Source organism: Escherichia sp. TC-EC600-tetX4, from assembly GCF_019356055.1.
Classification (GTDB): domain Bacteria; phylum Pseudomonadota; class Gammaproteobacteria; order Enterobacterales; family Enterobacteriaceae.
This window is the reverse complement of the sequence record NZ_CP079924.1, coordinates 4,051,946-4,067,314: the sequence shown is the minus strand read 5'-3', so window position 1 is coordinate 4,067,314 and position 15,369 is coordinate 4,051,946. Positions and strand designations below refer to the sequence as shown.

Genomic DNA, 15,369 nt, shown 5'->3' with positions numbered 1-15,369 from the left:
ATGGTGACTGCCATTGATGGAGGGAGACACAGTGCACTGGCAAACTCACACCGTTTTTAATCAACCTATACCATTAAATAACAGCAACTTATACCTGTCTGATGGCGCGCTCTGCGAAGCGGTAACGCGTGAAGGTGCTGGCTGGGATAGCGATTTTCTAGCCAGTATTGGTCAGCAGTTAGGAACGGCTGAATCCCTTGAACTGGGGCGGCTGGCGAATGTGAATCCGCCTGAATTATTGCGCTACGATGCGCAAGGACGCCGTCTGGACGATGTGCGTTTTCACCCCGCCTGGCACCTGCTGATGCAGGCGCTATGTACCAATCGGGTGCACAATCTTGCCTGGGAAGAAGACGCTCGCTCCGGCGCATTTGTGGCGCGCGCGGCGCGTTTTATGTTACATGCGCAGGTTGAGGCAGGGTCGTTATGTCCGATAACCATGACCTTTGCCGCCACGCCATTGTTGTTACAGATGTTACCCGCGCCGTTTCAGGACTGGACCACGCCGCTATTGAGCGATCGCTACGATTCTCACTTATTGCCAGGTGGGCAAAAACGCGGTTTGTTGATTGGCATGGGAATGACGGAAAAGCAGGGCGGTTCCGATGTTATGAGCAACACCACCCGTGCAGAGCGTCTGGAAGATGGCTCTTATCGGCTGGTGGGGCATAAATGGTTTTTCTCGGTTCCGCAAAGCGATGCGCATCTGGTGCTGGCGCAGACCGCGGGTGGTCTGTCCTGCTTTTTTGTGCCGCGCTTTTTGCCTGACGGGCAACGCAACGCGATTCGCCTCGAGCGGCTGAAAGATAAGCTGGGTAATCGCTCTAACGCCAGTTGCGAAGTGGAGTTTCAGGATGCCATTGGTTGGTTGTTGGGGCTGGAAGGGGAAGGAATTCGTCTGATCCTGAAAATGGGTGGGATGACGCGTTTTGATTGCGCCCTGGGTAGCCATGCCATGATGCGCCGTGCATTTTCGCTGGCGATTTATCATGCACATCAACGCCATGTTTTTGGTAATCCATTGATCCAACAGCCCCTTATGCGTCATGTCTTAAGTCGCATGGCACTTCAGCTTGAAGGGCAAACGGCGTTGCTGTTTCGTCTTGCGCGAGCGTGGGACCGGCGTGCCGATGCCAAAGAAGCCCTGTGGGCGCGTTTATTTACGCCTGCGGCAAAATTTGTGATCTGCAAAAGAGGTATGCCGTTTGTGGCCGAAGCGATGGAGGTGCTGGGCGGCATTGGTTATTGCGAGGAGAGTGAGCTGCCGCGGCTTTACCGGGAGATGCCGGTAAACAGTATTTGGGAAGGTTCCGGCAATATTATGTGCCTGGATGTGTTGCGCGTTCTCAATAAGCAAGCGGGCGTATACGACTTATTGTCGGAAGCATTTGTGGAAGTGAAAGGGCAGGATCGCTATTTTGATCGCGCGGTTCGTCGTTTACAGCAGCAGCTGCGTAAGCCAGCTGAAGAACTGGGGCGAGAGATTACTCATCAGCTATTCCTGCTGGGCTGCGGTGCGCAAATGTTGAAATATGCTTCTCCGCCAATGGCGCAGGCGTGGTGTCAGGTGATGTTAGATACGCGCGGCGGCGTACGGTTGTCAGAGCAGATCCAGAATGATTTATTGCTGCGGGCGACGGGGGGAGTGTGTGTGTAAGCGTATACGACTGATGCGACGCTGGTTTCGATTAACTAAATGAAATATGTGAAAATTGTAGGCCGGACAAGGCGCTCGCGCCGCATCCGGCATTGTTCATTTGCTGTAGATGACACTCATGCATACAGTATCGCCTGTACGCGCCAGTTATCAGGCTGCTGGTCTTCGTACATGGTAATAATGCGGTACCATGACGCACCTTGTTCATCGGCCTTTAACGCCACGATACGTTCCACGTCCTGCGGATCCCCTGAAATATTGCTAACTGAGATCTGACCTATTTCATTCAGGCCCGTCACGCAGTCAGCACTGGCGAATTCTGCAGACTGTGCCGTGGCGCTCGCAGGATAAGTCACTAATTGCAGCGAGGGTGAGGCAAGTAATTGTTTCATCGTCAGCTCCATTTTTCGTTTCCCCACATGTTGCAGGGCATTCCATCGCGGTAATAAACGCCCAGGCTTCCAGCCGGTAATTTATTGTGCACAGGTAAACGCATAGGGACGCAAAGCAATGTAAAGCTGACTATGTAAGTTGTCTGATTTATTTACGGTACAAAATGGCTTGTGAATACCACTGTCCTGTCACGATGGTTTCGTCCACCATGACGACAACGTAATAATCAGCTTTTGCAGCGACAGCTTTCGCTTTGATTTCTGCTAATGCGTCATCCGGAGAACCCCGAACCATCGTGCTTACGCTACCTATTCGCTGTAACCCTTGCGTCTGGTCGCGGCGAATCTCTTGCGGATGGTCCGTTACTGGCGGTGCTGGCTGTGGCGTACCTTGCAGTGCGCTACAGGCACTTAACATCAACACCAATAATAAACTGGCAAACCGGTAAATAACGCTATTACGTTTCCTGCTAACCATAGTGTAGTGCCTTATTAATTTAACTTTGGGGGAATGTTCCCGAATTGTTACCTGGTACGCGATTTTCGAATGAAAACGTGACGAAAGCGTAACCCACATCTCAACATTATGAACTAATACCGCCAGCAGAAACTTGTGCTAAGGATTTCTTCATGTCATACCAGACAAAAAGGAGAGACAGATGATTGAAATAGAATCACGCGAGCTGGCAGATATTCCCGTTCTTCATGCTTATCCTGTCGGGCAAAAAGATACCCCGTTACCGTGCGTAATTTTTTATCACGGCTTTACTTCATCCAGTCTGGTGTATAGCTATTTTGCCGTTGCGCTGGCGCAGGCTGGTTTGCGGGTGATCATGCCGGATGCGCCCGATCACGGTAGCCGTTTTAGTGGTGACGCAGCGCGGCGGTTAAATCAATTCTGGCAAATCTTGCTACAAAGTATGCAGGAATTCACTACTTTACGTGCGGCAATAGCCGAAGAAAACTGGCTGCTTGATGACCGTCTGGCAGTCGGTGGCGCGTCGATGGGCGCGATGACGGCACTGGGGATTACCGCTCGCCACCCCACGGTGAGATGTACCGCCAGCATGATGGGATCGGGCTATTTTACATCACTCGCCCGTTCACTGTTTCCACCGCTGATACCTGAAACGGCAGCACAGCAGAATGAATTCAATAACATTGTCGCGCCACTGGCAGAGTGGGAAGCGACAAACCACCTGGAACAACTTAGTGACAGACCTCTACTGCTGTGGCATGGCCTCGACGATGACGTTGTGCCTGCCGACGAATCACTACGTTTGCAGCAGGCCTTAAGCGAGACGGGACGGGATAAACTGCTAACCTGTTCATGGCAGCCAGGCGTGCGTCACCGCATTACGCCTGAGGCGTTAGATGCTGCCGTGACATTTTTCCGCCAGCATCTTTAAACACGCAGAATGCTGACCCCTTGCGCTTCCAGTTGTTGCAGGATTTCCGGGTTAGCATTTTTGCCGGTGATAAGCATATCGATTTGATCGGCACGGCTAAAAAGCATTCCCGCGCGTTCGCCAATCTTACTGCTATCAACCAGTACCACCAGTTTCCCTACCACGCTCAGCATCTTCTGCTCTGCCATTGCTGTCAGCATATCGGTTTTATACAACCCTTCTGCGGTCAGCCCTTTTCCGCTGGTAAACATCCAGTGCCCGGCATAGAGACTGTTTTCGCTGCCCTGCGGGCTTAAAGTGATGGACTGACTTTTGTTGTACTGTCCGCCCATAATGATCACGCTGTCATGTTCTTGATCGATCAGGTAATTTGCCAGCGGTAGATAATTAGTGATGATTTGCACTGGCTTGCCACACATTTCCCGCCCAAGCAGAAACGCGGTGGAGCCGCAGTTGATGACTACGCTTTCGCCCGGATTAACCAGCTGCGAGGCCGCTTTAGCGATACGTACTTTTTCATCGTGATTCTGCGCCTGATGCAGATTCATCGGCGTCCAGCGCGGGCGCTGTTGGGTAATAGCTTCTGCGCCATTGCGCACTTTTTTCAGTTTGCCGCTTTCGTCAAGTTTATTGATATCGCGTCGCGCAGTGGCAGGCGAAATTCCCAGACGCTCAACGACTTTCTCAACGGTCACAAAGCCCAATTGTGCGAGCATTTCCAGGAGGATTTGATGTCTTTGTGCTTCAGTCATGAGCTATTCCGATAAAATTTGATTTTTTTAGATGATATTTGAAATAGCCAGGAAATACTACGCCGGATAGCGCGAACTTCTCCACGCTACCCGGTATAAACGACAGATAACAGGAATGACTTGAACGGCAGATCCGGTTCAATAGTGAAGCAATCATCGAAACCGCGCGGATAGTGGTACTCGAAGTTGTCTTTATCCAGCGGCCAGGTAAATTTGCCACCCACCTGCCAGATAAACGGCTTGAAGCCATACTTCAGGCGATCTTTTTTCATCTCCCACAGCACGCGGATCTCTTGCGGATCGGCCTGGAAGTTTGACCAGATATCGTGGTGGAACGGGATCACTACTTTCGCATTCAGCGCTTCACCCATACGCAGCATATCGGCGCTGGTCATTTTGTCGGTGATACCGCGCGGGTTTTCGCCGTACGATCCTAACGCCACGTCGATCTGATGTTCGTTACCGTGCTTCGCATAATAGTTAGAGTAGTGGGAGTCGCCGCTGTGATACAGGGAGCCGCCAGGCGTTTTGAACAGGTAGTTCACCGCGCGATCGTCCATGCCATCTGGCAGTACGCCAGCCGCTTTTTGATCGGCAGGCAGGGTGATCAGTGCAGTACGGTCGAAAGCATCAAGCGCATGAATTTCAATGTCTTTCACTTTTACTACATCGCCCGGTTTGACCACGATGCAACGCTCTTTCGGTACGCCCCAGCCAATCCACAAATCCACACAGGTTTTCGGTCCGATAAACGGTACGTCATCTGCACAATTCTGCATCACGGCAGCAGCGACGTTAACGTCGATATGATCGTTGTGATCGTGAGTCGCCAGTACCGCGTCGATCTGGCGAATCGCAAACGGATCAAGAACAAACGGGGTGGTACGCAGGTTTGGCTGCAGTTTTTTCACGCCAGCCATGCGCTGCATCTGGTGACCCTGTTTCATTAACGGGTTACCGTGACTTTGTTTGCCAGTGCCGCACCAGAAATCAACGCAAACGTTGGTGCCACCTTCCGATTTCAACCAGATCCCGGTGCAGCCAAGCCACCACATCGCAAATGTGCCAGGAGCGACCTGTTCTTGTTCAATTTCTTCATTCAACCAGCTACCCCACTCCGGGAAAGTGCTCAGGATCCAGGATTCACGGGTGATACTTTTCACTTTACTCATCGCCATTTACCTTCATGATAGTTCAATTCGAATCAATATGTGATTGGTTTTGATTAATCCTGACACTATTTTTTCAGGAAGGCAATGACCATTTTTTGACTTTTTGCCAGGGAAGTTGTTGTTGATTTTGAGTATGGAAAGATTTAATGGAATGTGTAATTCAATTAACTAAATGAATTTAAATGGATAATTGTTTCGTTGTGTGAATCCCACTCTATCCATGTGGAATTATTTGCGGGTCGCGTCACATTTAATCATAAATAATCTTGTTGTGATTACTTTTGAAAATTAGAGTGAGTGCACAACATTCCGGGTGTGTGGAATACCCGGTTACCTCTTCTTCAGGAGATCGTTATGGAGATCCTCTACAACATCTTTACCGTGTTTTTTAACCAGGTCATGACCAATGCCCCGTTGTTGCTGGGTATTGTGACCTGTCTGGGCTACATCCTACTGCGCAAAAGTGTCAGCGTTATTATTAAAGGCACGATTAAAACCATAATTGGTTTCATGTTGTTGCAGGCAGGGTCCGGCATCCTCACCAGCACCTTCAAACCGGTGGTGGCGAAAATGTCCGAAGTCTACGGCATTAACGGCGCAATTTCCGATACCTACGCTTCAATGATGGCAACCATCGACCGCATGGGCGATGCCTATAGCTGGGTGGGTTACGCCGTATTGTTAGCGCTGGCGCTGAACATCTGTTACGTGCTGTTGCGTCGCATTACCGGCATTCGCACAATCATGTTGACCGGCCACATCATGTTCCAGCAGGCCGGGTTGATTGCCGTTACGCTGTTTATCTTCGGCTACTCCATGTGGACCACCATTATCTGTACCGCGATTCTGGTTTCGCTCTACTGGGGCATCACTTCCAACATGATGTACAAGCCGACTCAGGAAGTGACGGATGGCTGTGGTTTCTCCATCGGTCACCAGCAGCAGTTTGCATCATGGATTGCCTATAAAGTCGCGCCGTTCCTCGGCAAAAAAGAGGAGAGCGTTGAAGACCTCAAATTGCCGGGCTGGCTGAACATTTTCCACGACAACATCGTCTCCACGGCGATTGTGATGACCATCTTCTTTGGTGCCATTCTGCTCTCCTTCGGTATCGACACCGTGCAGGCGATGGCAGGCAAAGTGCACTGGACGGTGTACATCCTGCAAACTGGTTTCTCCTTTGCGGTGGCGATCTTCATCATCACGCAGGGTGTGCGCATGTTTGTGGCGGAACTCTCTGAAGCATTTAACGGCATTTCCCAGCGCCTGATCCCAGGTGCGGTTCTGGCGATTGACTGTGCAGCTATCTATAGCTTCGCGCCGAACGCCGTGGTCTGGGGCTTTATGTGGGGCACCATCGGTCAGCTGATTGCGGTTGGCATCCTGGTCGCCTGCGGCTCCTCGATCCTGATTATTCCTGGCTTTATCCCGATGTTCTTCTCTAACGCCACCATCGGCGTGTTCGCTAACCACTTCGGCGGCTGGCGTGCGGCGCTGAAGATTTGTCTGGTGATGGGGATGATCGAAATCTTTGGTTGCGTCTGGGCGGTGAAACTCACCGGTATGAGTGCCTGGATGGGCATGGCGGACTGGTCGATTCTGGCACCGCCGATGATGCAAGGCTTCTTCTCCATCGGTATCGCCTTTATGGCCGTCATCATTGTAATTGCACTGGCTTATATGTTCTTCGCTGGCCGCGCGCTGCGCGCAGAAGAAGATGCAGAAAAACAACTGGCAGAACAGTCTGCTTAATAAGGAGTTTTGATTATGACCGTACGTATTCTGGCTGTGTGTGGCAACGGACAAGGCAGTTCCATGATCATGAAGATGAAAGTGGACCAGTTTTTAACCCAATCAAACATTGACCATACGGTAAACAGCTGCGCGGTTGGCGAGTACAAAAGCGAGTTGAGTGGCGCGGATATCATCATCGCTTCTACGCACATTGCGGGCGAAATCACCGTGACCGGCAACAAATACGTGGTTGGCGTGCGCAACATGCTCTCTCCTGCCGACTTTGGCCCGAAACTGCTGGAAGTGATCAAAGAGCATTTCCCGCAGGATGTGAAGTAAGGACGCGCCATGAAATTACGTGATTCGCTGGCGGAAAATAAATCCATCCGCCTGCAGGCTGAAGCAGAGACATGGCAGGAAGCGGTGAAAATCGGCGTTGACCTGCTGGTGGCGGCAGATGTGGTAGAGCCGCGTTACTACCAGGCGATTCTGGATGGCGTTGAACAGTTCGGTCCTTATTTCGTTATCGCTCCGGGCCTGGCAATGCCGCACGGGCGTCCGGAAGAGGGCGTTAAGAAAACCGGTTTCTCTCTGGTAACGCTGAAAAAGCCGCTGGAGTTCAACCACGATGACAACGATCCGGTGGATATCCTCATCACCATGGCGGCGGTCGATGCCAATACTCACCAGGAAGTGGGCATCATGCAGATCGTCAACCTGTTTGAAGATGAAGAGAATTTTGACCGTTTACGCGCCTGCCGTACCGAGCAGGAAGTACTGGATCTCATTGACCGCACCAACGCGGCAGCTTAAGAAGGAATTGAACATGTCATTACCGATGTTGCAAGTCGCGCTGGACAACCAGACTATGGATAGCGCCTACGAAACCACTCGCCTGATTGCCGAAGAAGTCGACATTATCGAAGTGGGCACCATTCTGTGCGTGGGCGAAGGCGTGCGTGCGGTTCGTGACCTGAAAGCGCTCTACCCGCACAAAATCGTACTGGCAGACGCCAAAATTGCCGATGCAGGCAAAATCCTTTCGCGTATGTGCTTCGAAGCCAACGCTGACTGGGTGACGGTAATTTGCTGTGCGGATATCAACACCGCCAAAGGCGCGCTGGACGTGGCAAAAGAGTTTAACGGCGACGTGCAGATCGAACTGACCGGTTACTGGACCTGGGAACAGGCGCAACAGTGGCGCGATGCAGGCATTGGGCAGGTGGTTTATCACCGCAGCCGTGACGCGCAGGCCGCAGGCGTGGCGTGGGGCGAAGCGGACATCACCGCGATCAAACGTCTTTCCGATATGGGCTTCAAAGTCACCGTCACCGGAGGCCTGGCGCTGGAAGATCTGCCGCTGTTCAAGGGTATTCCGATTCACGTCTTTATCGCGGGCCGTAGTATCCGTGATGCCGCTTCTCCGGTGGAAGCCGCACGTCAGTTCAAACGTTCCATCGCTGAACTGTGGGGCTAAGGAGCGGATATGTTGTCCAAACAAATCCCGCTTGGCATCTATGAAAAAGCGCTCCCCGCCGGGGAGTGCTGGCTGGAACGCCTGCAACTGGCAAAAACGTTAGGCTTCGATTTTGTCGAAATGTCGGTAGATGAAACTGACGATCGCCTGTCGCGCCTCAACTGGAGCCGCGAGCAGCGTCTGGCGCTGGTCAATGCGATTGTTGAAACCGGCGTGCGCGTGCCGTCCATGTGCCTTTCTGCTCATCGTCGTTTCCCGCTGGGCAGTGAAGATGACGCGGTGCGGGCGCAGGGGCTGGAGATTATGCGTAAAGCTATCCAGTTCGCCCAGGATGTCGGTATTCGCGTGATCCAGCTGGCGGGCTATGACGTTTACTATCAGGAAGCCAATAACGAAACGCGTCGTCGTTTCCGTGACGGCCTGAAAGAGAGCGTTGAGATGGCAAGCCGCGCGCAGGTGACGCTGGCGATGGAGATCATGGATTATCCGTTGATGAGCTCCATCAGCAAGGCGCTGGGATACGCGCACTATCTCAACAATCCGTGGTTCCAGCTCTACCCGGATATCGGCAACCTGTCGGCGTGGGACAACGATGTGCAGATGGAGTTGCAGGCCGGAATCGGGCATATCGTCGCGGTACATGTGAAAGACACCAAACCTGGCGTCTTCAAAAACGTGCCGTTTGGCGAAGGTGTAGTGGATTTCGAACGTTGTTTCGAAACGCTCAAACAGAGTGGCTATTGCGGGCCGTACCTGATTGAGATGTGGAGCGAAACGGCGGAAGACCCGGCGGCAGAAGTGGCGAAAGCGCGTGATTGGGTGAAAGCGCGCATGGCGAAAGCGGGCATGGTGGAGGCGGCATAATGCAAAAGCTAAAACAGCAGGTATTTGAAGCCAACATGGAGCTGCCGCGCTACGGGCTGGTGACCTTTACCTGGGGCAACGTCAGCGCTATCGACCGCGAACGCGGGCTGGTGGTGATCAAGCCCAGCGGCGTTGCCTACGAAACCATGAAAGCGGCCGATATGGTGGTGGTTGATATGAGCGGCAAGGTGGTGGAAGGGGAGTATCGCCCATCTTCCGACACTGCGACGCATCTCGAACTCTACCGTCGTTACCCGTCGCTTGGTGGCATTGTCCATACCCACTCCACTCATGCCACCGCATGGGCGCAGGCGGGGCTGGCGATCCCGGCGTTAGGCACCACGCACGCCGACTACTTCTTTGGCGACATTCCGTGTACGCGCGGGTTAAGCGAAGAAGAGGTGCAGGGCGAGTATGAACTGAACACCGGCAAAGTGATTATCGAAACGCTGGGCAACGCCGAGCCGCTGCATACGCCGGGAATTGTGGTGTATCAGCACGGGCCGTTCGCCTGGGGGAAAGATGCTCACGATGCGGTGCATAACGCGGTGGTGATGGAAGAAGTGGCGAAAATGGCGTGGATTGCCCGCGGCATTAACCCACAACTCAATCACATCGACAGCTTCCTGATGAATAAACACTTCATGCGTAAACACGGTCCTAACGCTTATTACGGGCAGAAGTAGAACACGCGCTGCGGAAATTTCCTTCCTCGGGAGATAACTGGTCTAATTCCGCAGCCGTTTTTCAAAAAAAAGCCCCCTGCGAAGGGGGCAAAGCAAACTATGGCAATGTTTCGTTGGTTATACCTGGTGCTAGCGATAAATATCCGCGCTGGCGTGCATATTGCCGTTACTCCCCGGTTCCCGCATCAGAATTACGTGGTAGTACGTTGCGCCTTGCGCATCTGTTTCTTCATTTAATGCCTGACGTGCTTCGCTTTCAGTGGCGAAATTATGATTGATATAAATCACGCCTAAGCTTTGCACATCGTCCATATTTCTGGCCTGGTGGTTATTAATTTCAATGGCTGCCCATGTATTTGCACTTAGCAAAAGCACAGCCAGAAGGGCTAAAACACGACTGAACATAGATACCTCCTCGACGGCTGACTTTGTGTGCTCTCCTCTGTGATGATCTTCTGATTTAATTTTAATCAATGATAAAGAAGTTGATGGTGACCATTTCTGATGCAGTTGTTCAAAAAAACACCATGATGAAGTGTGATGAACTTCAAATCAGCGTGTTAGAGGTTAATTGCGAAAGGGGAGATTTATTTCGGCTCTGCCCTTGAGTTTAGCGAGGCATACAAGTACTATAACGCGTCATTTTTCAGCCGACCTTTAACACGTTCCTTGCCTCCCCGGGATTCGGCTGACCCAGACAGGAGGCTGAATAATCCGTAAGGAGCAATTCGATGCGTCATTACGAAATCGTTTTTATGGTCCATCCTGACCAGAGCGAACAGGTTCCGGGCATGATCGAGCGCTACACTGCTGCCATCACTGGTGCAGAAGGCAAGATCCACCGTCTGGAAGACTGGGGCCGCCGTCAGCTGGCTTACCCGATCAACAAACTGCACAAAGCACACTACGTTCTGATGAATGTTGAAGCTCCGCAGGAAGTGATCGATGAGCTGGAAACTACCTTCCGCTTCAACGATGCCGTTATCCGCAGCATGGTTATGCGTACCAAGCACGCTGTTACCGAAGCATCTCCGATGGTTAAAGCGAAAGACGAGCGCCGTGAGCGTCGCGATGATTTCGCAAACGAAACCGCTGATGATGCTGAAGCTGGGGATTCTGAAGAGTAATTTCTGATGACCAACCGTCTGGTGTTGTCCGGCACCGTGTGCAGGGCTCCCCTTCGAAAGGTCAGTCCATCAGGAATTCCTCACTGCCAGTTCGTGCTTGAGCATCGTTCTGTGCAGGAGGAAGCCGGCTTTCACCGGCAGGCGTGGTGTCAAATGCCCGTTATTGTTAGCGGACACGAAAACCAGGCCATTACTCACAGTATAACGGTCGGCAGTCGCATAACCGTTCAGGGGTTCATTTCATGCCACAAGGCAAAGAACGGACTGAGCAAAATGGTTTTGCATGCCGAGCAGATTGAATTGATAGATTCTGGAGACTAGCCATATGGCACGTTATTTCCGTCGTCGCAAGTTCTGCCGTTTCACCGCGGAAGGCGTTCAAGAGATCGACTATAAAGATATCGCTACGCTGAAAAACTACATCACCGAAAGCGGTAAGATTGTCCCAAGCCGTATCACCGGTACCCGTGCAAAATACCAGCGTCAGCTGGCTCGCGCTATCAAACGCGCTCGCTACCTGTCCCTGCTGCCGTACACTGATCGCCATCAGTAATCGGTCACGGTCCATTAATACGACTTTGAGAGGATAAGGTAATGCAAGTTATTCTGCTTGATAAAGTAGCAAACCTGGGTAGCCTGGGTGATCAGGTAAACGTTAAAGCGGGCTATGCTCGTAACTTCCTGGTACCGCAGGGTAAAGCTGTTCCAGCTACCAAGAAAAACATTGAATTCTTCGAAGCTCGTCGCGCTGAACTGGAAGCTAAACTGGCTGAAGTTCTGGCAGCTGCTAATGCTCGCGCTGAGAAAATCAATGCACTGGAAACTGTTACCATCGCGTCTAAAGCTGGCGACGAAGGTAAACTGTTCGGTTCCATCGGTACTCGCGACATCGCTGACGCTGTAACTGCAGCTGGCGTTGAAGTGGCTAAGAGCGAAGTTCGTCTGCCGAACGGCGTTCTGCGTACCACTGGCGAACACGAAGTGAGCTTCCAGGTTCACAGCGAAGTATTCGCGAAAGTGATCGTAAACGTAGTAGCTGAATAATTCGTTATTCAACGAGACGTAAAAACGCCGACCATTGGTCGGCGTTTTGCTTTCTATTTTTCGTCAGGTATTAGTTTCGCAAGTAGATCCATTCACCATTCTCTTGTGTCCATAAGTCAGGATGGTTTGCTGGCGTTAGATACATACGAGCGCAACTGATGTCTCGCTCCTGCGGCACTCGCTCGAAACCCAAACCCGAGTAGATTGCGGCTGAACTTGATAAGGAACGCAGACCAATTTTCAAATCATGGGGTAAATCAGAATACGCGTTTAGCAATGCAGCAATGATGAATCCGAGGGCATTAGAAACGCCTGTAACAGTGCGAAGTTGGTCGATATAAAGATCGATTGTTGGTAGTTCAGATGACCAGCAATTAGGCATTTGGGCAGGAAGGGTTACAACGTATCCTATCGTTTGGCCGGTATAGTCTGGAGTACCATAACCAGGTCCCAAAACCACTTCGTGTATTGTGTATTTACTGTTGGGTTCGAAGGATTCGACATCTTGCAATAAATATTTCAGTTCTGCGGTTAACCTCGCACCCGCGTAAGCTTTATTGTATTTCTGGGCGTGAATATTATCTAATGTAGCTTCATGGTTCCATCCAAAAGAATTATCACCATTCATTGTGATTCCATCGTAAGCATTACACCTCGTCGCTAACTTATTGAATGCTTGCCAGTCTGAGAGATCTAGTTTGTGGATCTCAACAGTACGTCTGCCATCGCAATTATGATCTCTTCCACGATTTGAAAGTAATGTAGCGCGTGCGTATTGATGAAATTTTAATTTTACTGGTTTGTCGGTGGACGAAAAACGAGATAAATATGCAGGAAATGAATAAATAGTCGTTGGTAATGTCATTGTAATGTTACCTGTTTAATGTTTTTATAAATATCGCAGCTGAATGTTCACAGAAAAAAATCGATATTAATAAAAATAAGTTTGTTTTCTGAAGTGGTGAAAATAGCGGATGGTGAAAGATATTAATATCAAAAATCGCTCATTATGGATATAACGATGCACCCGGGGAGAAAATGACTTCCACGCCTTACACCGTACATTCTTGTTGTGCGGTATGTAATTATTCTACGCTGTCGGTATCGGTGTATTCGTTAATCAGCAGGTTAGCCAGCCACAAAAAGCCATTGAGAAAATTATTGATTTTACATGGGATTATTATATTGCTAATCCTTGGTTTTTAAAAATTGTGCATAGTGAAAATCAAAGTAAAGGTGTGCATTATGCAAAATCACAGCGTCTCTTAGAAATTAACCATGCGCACTTGCAGTTAATGGAATCCTTATTGGATGAAGGGAAGAAACACAATATTTTTAAGCCAGATATCGACCCATTGCAGGTGAATATTAATATTGCTGCGCTTGGCGGATATTATTTGATCAACCAGCATACGCTTGGCCTGGTTTATCACATCAGTATGGTTTCACCCCAGGCACTGGAAGCCAGACGTAAGGTCATCAAAGAGACAATCCTTAGCTGGCTTTTGGTTGACCCTTCATCTACCGCGCACGAATAAAACTGCCATCCGGCTGGCGGGTGAACAGGACCTGTTGATTATTCCCCGTATCAATGGTTAAGCCCGTCACCACGCCGCTGGCGTTCTGGCGGATTTTCACCATCTGCCCGTTTTGCAAATTACTCAGCGGCTTACCCGCGCCTTCTACCTGCGCCATTGCATAGACATCGGTAGCGGGCAGTCCGTGGTCGCGGAACAGCTGCGCCATCGTTTTACCGGGTTCGACACGGTAAGAGCGCCATTGATTATCAATTCCGCTATCTGGCTGGAATGGTTGCGTTTGGGTAGTTTGCGGCTGCTCTTCTGGCTGGCCTTCCTGTATAGGTTCTGGAGCGACCGGAGCCACCTGATCAGGATCATTTTGTGGGGTAACTAATTGCGCCCGCAGCTGTTCTTCTGTCGGCGGTTGTGATTGCGACTGAATATCTAACTGCGCTTCACGCGTCACCACCGGCGCGTTGGGCGTATCATCAGATGGAAGCAGAAATCCGACCACCAATACAATGGCGGCAATAATGATCCCCCGACGATGCATCGGCGGCAGCGGGTCCATGAAGCGAAAATTGTCCGGCGCGTGCCAGACTTTCTCCAGGGTTGGTTTTAGTTCAAAGCGCCCGGGCATGGTTTCCTCCTGCTCCGCGTCTTGTTCCTCAATCATAGCCTATGAATAAGCTAACGCTATGATGTCCGTGGTAAACCCGCCTTTATTATATTCATACGGGATATTGCTATTGTTTCTTTTTCCCTGGGATTTGTCATCATTCCCGCGACAAAGTTTTACCCAAAGAAGTGTGGCTGATATGCTGCCCGCTACTTTATACCCTAAGAAAGGAAATACGATGACCACCCCAACTTTTGACACCATCGAAGCGCAAGCAAGCTACGGCATTGGTTTGCAGGTAGGGCAACAACTGAGTGAATCTGGCCTGGAAGGGCTGCTGCCAGAAGCACTGGTTGCAGGTATTGCCGATGCGCTGGAAGGCAAACATCCGGCTGTTCCGGTTGATGTGGTGCATCGCGCGCTGCGTGAAATCCACGAGCGCGCCGATGCCGTTCGTCGTCAGCGTTTCCAGGCGATGGCTGCTGAAGGTGTGAAATACCTGGAAGAAAACGCCAAAAAAGAAGGTGTGAATAGCACCGAATCTGGCCTGCAATTCCGCGTGATCAACCAGGGTGAAGGCGCAATTCCGGCACGTACCGACCGCGTTCGTGTTCATTACACCGGTAAACTGATCGACGGCACCGTGTTTGACAGCTCCGTTGCTCGTGGTGAACCCGCTGAATTCCCGGTTAATGGCGTGATCCCTGGCTGGATTGAAGCACTGACTCTGATGCCGGTAGGTTCTAAATGGGAACTGACTATCCCGCAGGAACTGGCATATGGCGAGCGCGGCGCAGGCGCATCCATCCCTCCGTTCAGCACCCTGGTGTTTGAAGTCGAACTGCTGGAAATCCTCTAAGCAGCGCATTCTGTTCCCCTCGAACGAGAGGGGAGCAGGCATTCAGCAATAAACCCT

General features: G+C 51.0%; 20 protein-coding genes and 1 pseudogene. 14 read left to right on the top strand and 7 right to left on the bottom strand.

All coding sequences use genetic code 11. The features are described 5' to 3' along the window. Positions 1-31: 31 nt before the first annotated feature. Positions 32-1,657, top strand: coding sequence for an isovaleryl-CoA dehydrogenase (locus KXD89_RS19795; protein ID WP_001350567.1), 1,626 nt, complete (start codon positions 32-34; stop codon positions 1,655-1,657). 116 nt (positions 1,658-1,773) lie between these two features. Here the strand turns inward: KXD89_RS19795 and yjfN are convergent, their stop codons facing one another. Together yjfN and bsmA are read right to left on the bottom strand one after the other, a co-directional pair. After that, positions 1,774-2,049: a DUF1471 family protease activator YjfN gene (gene yjfN / locus KXD89_RS19790; protein ID WP_000811566.1), complete on the bottom strand. Its 276-nt coding sequence runs from the start codon at positions 2,047-2,049 to the stop codon at positions 1,774-1,776. Positions 2,050-2,197: 148 nt separating this feature from the next. Continuing rightward, entirely contained in the window at positions 2,198-2,527 is a 330-nt protein-coding gene (bsmA, locus tag KXD89_RS19785; protein WP_000254633.1) for a biofilm peroxide resistance protein BsmA, read from the bottom strand. A 181-nt stretch (positions 2,528-2,708) separates the two neighbouring features. On the opposite strand from bsmA, the gene yjfP reads away from it, so the two are divergent. Then, positions 2,709-3,458 carry an esterase gene (gene yjfP / locus KXD89_RS19780; protein ID WP_000569707.1) on the top strand — a complete coding sequence of 250 codons (750 nt, stop codon included), beginning with the start codon at positions 2,709-2,711 and terminating at the stop codon, positions 3,456-3,458. Here the strand turns inward: yjfP and ulaR are convergent. Next, positions 3,455-4,210 carry an HTH-type transcriptional regulator UlaR gene (gene ulaR / locus KXD89_RS19775; protein ID WP_000133631.1) on the bottom strand — a complete coding sequence of 252 codons (756 nt, stop codon included), beginning with the start codon at positions 4,208-4,210 and terminating at the stop codon, positions 3,455-3,457. The two genes, yjfP and ulaR, sit on opposite strands and share 4 nt — an antisense overlap. Before the next feature lie 86 nt (positions 4,211-4,296). Continuing rightward, positions 4,297-5,382 carry an L-ascorbate 6-phosphate lactonase gene (gene ulaG / locus KXD89_RS19770; protein ID WP_219319342.1) on the bottom strand — a complete coding sequence of 362 codons (1,086 nt, stop codon included), beginning with the start codon at positions 5,380-5,382 and terminating at the stop codon, positions 4,297-4,299. 354 nt (positions 5,383-5,736) lie between these two features. Between ulaG and ulaA the strand changes: the two genes are divergently transcribed. Genes ulaA through ulaF form a run of 6 tightly spaced genes read left to right on the top strand, consistent with a single transcriptional unit; the run spans position 5,737 to position 10,143 of the window. Then, a complete protein-coding gene (gene ulaA, locus KXD89_RS19765) occupies positions 5,737-7,134 on the top strand; it encodes a PTS ascorbate transporter subunit IIC (RefSeq protein WP_001350568.1) in 1,398 nt (465 codons plus the stop codon). A 15-nt stretch (positions 7,135-7,149) separates the two neighbouring features. Continuing rightward, on the top strand, positions 7,150-7,455 hold the full coding sequence (gene ulaB, locus KXD89_RS19760; protein ID WP_000218362.1) for a PTS ascorbate transporter subunit IIB: 306 nt from the start codon (positions 7,150-7,152) through the stop codon (positions 7,453-7,455). Positions 7,456-7,464: 9 nt separating this feature from the next. Then, positions 7,465-7,929 carry a PTS ascorbate transporter subunit IIA gene (ulaC, locus tag KXD89_RS19755; RefSeq protein ID WP_000776517.1) on the top strand — a complete coding sequence of 155 codons (465 nt, stop codon included), beginning with the start codon at positions 7,465-7,467 and terminating at the stop codon, positions 7,927-7,929. A 13-nt stretch (positions 7,930-7,942) separates the two neighbouring features. Then, on the top strand, positions 7,943-8,593 hold the full coding sequence (gene ulaD, locus KXD89_RS19750) for a 3-keto-L-gulonate-6-phosphate decarboxylase UlaD (protein WP_000056749.1): 651 nt from the start codon (positions 7,943-7,945) through the stop codon (positions 8,591-8,593). Between the two features lie 9 nt (positions 8,594-8,602). Then, positions 8,603-9,457, top strand: a complete 855-nt coding sequence (gene ulaE / locus KXD89_RS19745) for an L-ribulose-5-phosphate 3-epimerase UlaE (protein ID WP_000949502.1) — start codon at positions 8,603-8,605, stop codon at positions 9,455-9,457. Beyond that, positions 9,457-10,143 carry an L-ribulose-5-phosphate 4-epimerase UlaF gene (gene ulaF / locus KXD89_RS19740; protein WP_001170847.1) on the top strand — a complete coding sequence of 229 codons (687 nt, stop codon included), beginning with the start codon at positions 9,457-9,459 and terminating at the stop codon, positions 10,141-10,143. Before ulaE ends, ulaF begins: the two co-directional genes overlap by 1 nt. A gap of 129 nt (positions 10,144-10,272) precedes the next feature. Here the strand turns inward: ulaF and yjfY are convergent, their stop codons facing one another. Then, the gene (gene yjfY, locus KXD89_RS19735; RefSeq protein ID WP_000492914.1) at positions 10,273-10,548 is read right to left on the bottom strand and encodes a DUF1471 family protein YjfY; all 276 of its coding nucleotides are present in this window, start codon (positions 10,546-10,548) and stop codon (positions 10,273-10,275) included. A 326-nt stretch (positions 10,549-10,874) separates the two neighbouring features. On the opposite strand from yjfY, the gene rpsF reads away from it, so the two are divergent. From rpsF to rplI, 4 genes are read left to right on the top strand one after another with little or no spacing between them, the layout of a single operon-like run. Next, positions 10,875-11,270 (top strand): 30S ribosomal protein S6, encoded by a 396-nt coding sequence (gene rpsF, locus KXD89_RS19730; protein WP_001216676.1) that lies wholly within the window; start codon positions 10,875-10,877, stop codon positions 11,268-11,270. A 6-nt stretch (positions 11,271-11,276) separates the two neighbouring features. Beyond that, positions 11,277-11,591: a primosomal replication protein N gene (gene priB / locus KXD89_RS19725; RefSeq protein WP_001315977.1), complete on the top strand. Its 315-nt coding sequence runs from the start codon at positions 11,277-11,279 to the stop codon at positions 11,589-11,591. Positions 11,592-11,595: 4 nt separating this feature from the next. Further along, on the top strand, positions 11,596-11,823 hold the full coding sequence (gene rpsR, locus KXD89_RS19720) for a 30S ribosomal protein S18 (protein WP_000135199.1): 228 nt from the start codon (positions 11,596-11,598) through the stop codon (positions 11,821-11,823). A gap of 41 nt (positions 11,824-11,864) precedes the next feature. Beyond that, positions 11,865-12,314 carry a 50S ribosomal protein L9 gene (gene rplI, locus KXD89_RS19715; RefSeq protein WP_001196062.1) on the top strand — a complete coding sequence of 150 codons (450 nt, stop codon included), beginning with the start codon at positions 11,865-11,867 and terminating at the stop codon, positions 12,312-12,314. A gap of 70 nt (positions 12,315-12,384) precedes the next feature. On the opposite strand, the gene KXD89_RS19710 is transcribed toward rplI, so the two are convergent. Then, on the bottom strand, positions 12,385-13,179 hold the full coding sequence (locus tag KXD89_RS19710; RefSeq protein WP_000174714.1) for a DUF2686 family protein: 795 nt from the start codon (positions 13,177-13,179) through the stop codon (positions 12,385-12,387). Positions 13,180-13,450: 271 nt separating this feature from the next. On the opposite strand from KXD89_RS19710, the pseudogene KXD89_RS19705 reads away from it, so the two are divergent. Next, positions 13,451-13,852, top strand: a pseudogene (locus tag KXD89_RS19705) (TetR/AcrR family transcriptional regulator); the annotation flags it as partial. On the opposite strand, the gene ytfB reads toward KXD89_RS19705, so the two are convergent. Next, on the bottom strand, positions 13,836-14,474 hold the full coding sequence (gene ytfB, locus KXD89_RS19700) for a cell division protein YtfB (protein WP_001119478.1): 639 nt from the start codon (positions 14,472-14,474) through the stop codon (positions 13,836-13,838). The pseudogene KXD89_RS19705 and the gene ytfB overlap by 17 nt on opposite strands. Before the next feature lie 217 nt (positions 14,475-14,691). On the opposite strand from ytfB, the gene fklB reads away from it, so the two are divergent. Further along, positions 14,692-15,312: an FKBP-type peptidyl-prolyl cis-trans isomerase gene (gene fklB, locus KXD89_RS19695; protein WP_000211225.1), complete on the top strand. Its 621-nt coding sequence runs from the start codon at positions 14,692-14,694 to the stop codon at positions 15,310-15,312. Positions 15,313-15,369: the final 57 nt, after the last annotated feature.

Excerpts from the sequence above, each read along its gene's own strand:
- yjfN (WP_000811566.1), bottom strand. The coding sequence starts at position 2,049 with ATGAAACAATTACTTGCCTCACCCTCGCTGCAATTAGTGACTTATCCT.
- bsmA (WP_000254633.1), bottom strand. The coding sequence starts at position 2,527 with ATGGTTAGCAGGAAACGTAATAGCGTTATTTACCGGTTTGCCAGTTTA.
- yjfP (WP_000569707.1), top strand. The coding sequence starts at position 2,709 with ATGATTGAAATAGAATCACGCGAGCTGGCAGATATTCCCGTTCTTCAT.
- ulaR (WP_000133631.1), bottom strand. The coding sequence starts at position 4,210 with ATGACTGAAGCACAAAGACATCAAATCCTCCTGGAAATGCTCGCACAA.
- ulaG (WP_219319342.1), bottom strand. The coding sequence starts at position 5,382 with ATGAGTAAAGTGAAAAGTATCACCCGTGAATCCTGGATCCTGAGCACT.
- ulaA (WP_001350568.1), top strand. The coding sequence starts at position 5,737 with ATGGAGATCCTCTACAACATCTTTACCGTGTTTTTTAACCAGGTCATG.
- ulaB (WP_000218362.1), top strand. The coding sequence starts at position 7,150 with ATGACCGTACGTATTCTGGCTGTGTGTGGCAACGGACAAGGCAGTTCC.
- ulaC (WP_000776517.1), top strand. The coding sequence starts at position 7,465 with ATGAAATTACGTGATTCGCTGGCGGAAAATAAATCCATCCGCCTGCAG.
- ulaD (WP_000056749.1), top strand. The coding sequence starts at position 7,943 with ATGTCATTACCGATGTTGCAAGTCGCGCTGGACAACCAGACTATGGAT.
- ulaE (WP_000949502.1), top strand. The coding sequence starts at position 8,603 with ATGTTGTCCAAACAAATCCCGCTTGGCATCTATGAAAAAGCGCTCCCC.
- ulaF (WP_001170847.1), top strand. The coding sequence starts at position 9,457 with ATGCAAAAGCTAAAACAGCAGGTATTTGAAGCCAACATGGAGCTGCCG.
- yjfY (WP_000492914.1), bottom strand. The coding sequence starts at position 10,548 with ATGTTCAGTCGTGTTTTAGCCCTTCTGGCTGTGCTTTTGCTAAGTGCA.
- rpsF (WP_001216676.1), top strand. The coding sequence starts at position 10,875 with ATGCGTCATTACGAAATCGTTTTTATGGTCCATCCTGACCAGAGCGAA.
- priB (WP_001315977.1), top strand. The coding sequence starts at position 11,277 with ATGACCAACCGTCTGGTGTTGTCCGGCACCGTGTGCAGGGCTCCCCTT.
- rpsR (WP_000135199.1), top strand. The coding sequence starts at position 11,596 with ATGGCACGTTATTTCCGTCGTCGCAAGTTCTGCCGTTTCACCGCGGAA.
- rplI (WP_001196062.1), top strand. The coding sequence starts at position 11,865 with ATGCAAGTTATTCTGCTTGATAAAGTAGCAAACCTGGGTAGCCTGGGT.
- KXD89_RS19710 (WP_000174714.1), bottom strand. The coding sequence starts at position 13,179 with ATGACATTACCAACGACTATTTATTCATTTCCTGCATATTTATCTCGT.
- ytfB (WP_001119478.1), bottom strand. The coding sequence starts at position 14,474 with ATGCCCGGGCGCTTTGAACTAAAACCAACCCTGGAGAAAGTCTGGCAC.
- fklB (WP_000211225.1), top strand. The coding sequence starts at position 14,692 with ATGACCACCCCAACTTTTGACACCATCGAAGCGCAAGCAAGCTACGGC.